Source organism: Acidiphilium sp., assembly GCF_049977125.1.
Classification (GTDB): Bacteria; Pseudomonadota; Alphaproteobacteria; order Acetobacterales; family Acetobacteraceae; genus Acidiphilium.
In genome coordinates this window covers 1-2,840 of record NZ_JBMFGY010000270.1, presented here as the reverse complement: position 1 = coordinate 2,840, position 2,840 = coordinate 1, and the positions used below count along the sequence as shown (strand labels likewise).

Genomic DNA, 2,840 nt, shown 5'->3' with positions numbered 1-2,840 from the left:
GGTATACCCCACCAGCACGATCGGCTGAGACAATTTTTTCGTGTTAATAGGGTTGATTCTGGTATTCTGATACGATAACGCGAAATGGTCTAGAACTGAGTAAGACGCTTCTTGCCGAGAAAACGGTGTGCATTTGAGCTGCTGGCTGCCCATGTCGACCATTCTCCTATCGTGCTCCGGGCGCACCGGCTATCAATGACCACATCATTTCTCGGATCCATCTGAACTGTCGGTCTTCTTCCGCCTTCTTCTTCCACTGCGATCGGCTTGGGAAAGTTTTAAGGCACATGCACGCCTTGAACCAAGAACGTTGTGAAGCCGGAACTTCTCAACGCCAGTGATCTCCGAGATCTGATCAGATGTATATTCGGAGATGAGGGGCCAGAGACGTCTCGCCTCGGCCATCGCCTTCTCCTCATCCGCTTCTGAATGACATAGACGATATGGGGCCTCAACCTGAACATTAAAAAACCGAACCGGAAGCCGATCGGGAGGCGGTTTTACCGGAGGATCCGGATGATTGACGATCAGCGTTTTACTTGGTTGCGGTAACTCGGCGAAAGCCAGGTTCGTGAGGAGCGAAATATCGGACCGCCACCGAATTGCACGATAAGATTTCTGGAGGCTTCTCTGTTCGGCGGCATAGACCAACAGCTGCTCGTAGGTAATGCCCCGATAAAGCCGCATCTGGGATTCCAGCGCATTCTGATTGTTGAATGGAGCTCCCTCCAGATCTCGCTGGCTGGAGATCTGGCATTGTTTGCAGAGGCAAATCAGCCTCCGCAGGGTGCGGATCTTGGTCTTTTCATCATATTCCCAACGCTCAAACTGCCGTGGAAATGCGATTTTTCCGCAAACCTCGCAAACGTGACCAGCGCGGCGAACCACGAAGCGCCTGAGATCCAAGAAAATGTAAAACGAAAAAATCTCATGGAGGCTGGGCATCGTGGGTCCAAATGGTTCGTACCACAGCAGATTTCCGCCGAAAGTCCGATCCTCGCCCGGAATCGGAGTTTTGAGTTCAGCCTCGGTCCAAAGAGCATGACCGGGTGCATAACCGATGCAGCGCGGGCTACCCTTTTTTCTAATGATAGGGTCCATCAACCCCCCTCCCCAGTCAACGCACGCTTGCAGAACGTATCAATTCGCCCCCGGGGCCGCCATCTGCCGATAATCCTGTCCGCTCAGCAGAAGGATGCTCGACATCAGACGTTTGCGCTCCGCCACAGGATGAATGCCCGCATTCTTGAGAACGGTCAGGGTCCGGCCGAAAAACTGCCCTTCGGTGAAATACGGAAGTGACGGGAACCCGTGCAGCCTGGTCATCGCAATCGACATCTCATAGGCTGCGGAATCCTCGCCGAGACACTCGATTTTGCCGAGCGTCAGGCCTGGGGCCGGTGTCATCACCTGATAGCACCCCTTCACCGCCTGGACGACCTGGGCCATGCCGCCGGTCTGATCGTATTTCTGGAACAACTGGACGCCGACATAGACCGCCCGAGGGACCGGTTGTGCAGGAAGCGCCGCGCGGCTCGATCCTGCGATCAGCATCGCCGTGGCGAGTCCCATCAGACCGACCCGGACAACGAACATTCCCTTTTGCTTCATTCGATCCATCCTTGGATGAAGATTTATTCACACATTTCCGGATTGGCAAATCGCCCCTGTAGCTGGCTCATTGGGGGAAGTATGCGGTTATCCCGAGCGCGTCATCGATAGCGGCGCACAACCCGGCCGAACCCGCTGAGACGGGCACCGAAGAGCAAAACCACCGTCATGCCGCCCCCGAGCGCAAGGGCTTCCGGGAGGGTGAGATGGTGCATCAGTCGGAATACGATGTCGTAGATCACGGCGCGCTCGATCACGTGAAGCAGAAAATGCACATCGATCTCCCTTGGTTGTTCATTGTCCCGGACTCAAACGTCGCTGAGCAGACGCACCCCGGTCTGGTTCACTTTCATTGGCCGGCACTCTGTCATTGGCGGCCGGTGATCCGAGCGGAGCCTCCTGCGCAGGGGTGACCCCGCCCTGTTCGCCCTTCCCGGACTCTTCGGTTGTGGAAGGATCATCCGCAGGTCTGATGTCCTGCGCTGCCGCGTCCGGCGGGCCAGCCATCCGGACGATTTCGCGCGGCACTGCCGGATCCGATGCCGGGATCGCCTCGCGGAAGGTCTCGATGAGATGATCCAGACTCCTGATGTAGGATTGGACCGTAATTCCGCCCAGCGCCGCCTGGATGCGGATCTCTTCCTCGGGAATGAGTGTCATCAGATTGCGTCCCATCGGCACCGATTGCCGATCCGGCGACGCCCCCTCGACCGGTCTTCCCGCAGCGGCCTTGGCATCATCACGGTGGATGACCGGCCGCTGGAGCATGAAGCCTTTCAGGTCATAGCGGGGTCGCCGGGGCGCTTCACCCTCTTTTTCGTACTCGGGCAGGCGGGGAAACACCTGGAACACCTCGTAGTAGATGCCGGGTGCCCGCATGGCAGGATCGGGCCCGACAAACGCCGTCGTGGCGGCCGCGCCGAACGCCGTATCGCCCAGCTCACCCACCAGCGCGCCGGGTGCGGTGTTCGCCATGACCGCCTCGATCGCCGGCGTCAGGGCTCCTATGAGCGCTTCCGCAGGGCCTTCGGGGTCTGCATTAACCGGTCGATCTTCCTTCAATGCCGCGAGCGCCGCCTGAATCCAGCCCGCGCGGGTCATACCCCCCTGCTTTCCGGCGGGGAGCAGGGGGAGTGGTCGATTGATCCGCAAAACCCCCTGGGCTTTCGGTTCAGCATCGAACGTCTTGGCATAAACCCGGAACCGCCCGTAGAGCATGATCGCCTCGC

The 2,840-nt window shown here is 58.5% G+C and carries 4 protein-coding genes; all 4 read right to left on the bottom strand.

The genetic code is table 11. The features are described from left to right. Positions 1-204: 204 nt before the first annotated feature. Positions 205-1,101, bottom strand: coding sequence for a hypothetical protein (locus tag ACP5E6_RS17930; RefSeq protein ID WP_427956578.1), 897 nt, complete (start codon positions 1,099-1,101; stop codon positions 205-207). 39 nt (positions 1,102-1,140) lie between these two features. Then, positions 1,141-1,611, bottom strand: coding sequence for a hypothetical protein (locus ACP5E6_RS17925; RefSeq protein ID WP_427956576.1), 471 nt, complete (start codon positions 1,609-1,611; stop codon positions 1,141-1,143). Positions 1,612-1,712: 101 nt separating this feature from the next. Further along, a complete protein-coding gene (locus ACP5E6_RS17920; protein WP_427956575.1) occupies positions 1,713-1,886 on the bottom strand; it encodes a hypothetical protein in 174 nt (57 codons plus the stop codon). Positions 1,887-1,905: 19 nt separating this feature from the next. Further along, positions 1,906-2,840 (bottom strand): hypothetical protein (locus ACP5E6_RS17915; RefSeq protein WP_427956573.1); only part of this gene is annotated, 935 nt, incomplete at its 5' end.

What these genes read in the sequence shown, in the direction of transcription:
- ACP5E6_RS17930 (WP_427956578.1), bottom strand. Translation starts at nt 1,101, where the DNA reads ATGGACCCTATCATTAGAAAAAAGGGTAGCCCGCGCTGCATCGGTTAT.
- ACP5E6_RS17925 (WP_427956576.1), bottom strand. Translation starts at nt 1,611, where the DNA reads ATGAAGCAAAAGGGAATGTTCGTTGTCCGGGTCGGTCTGATGGGACTC.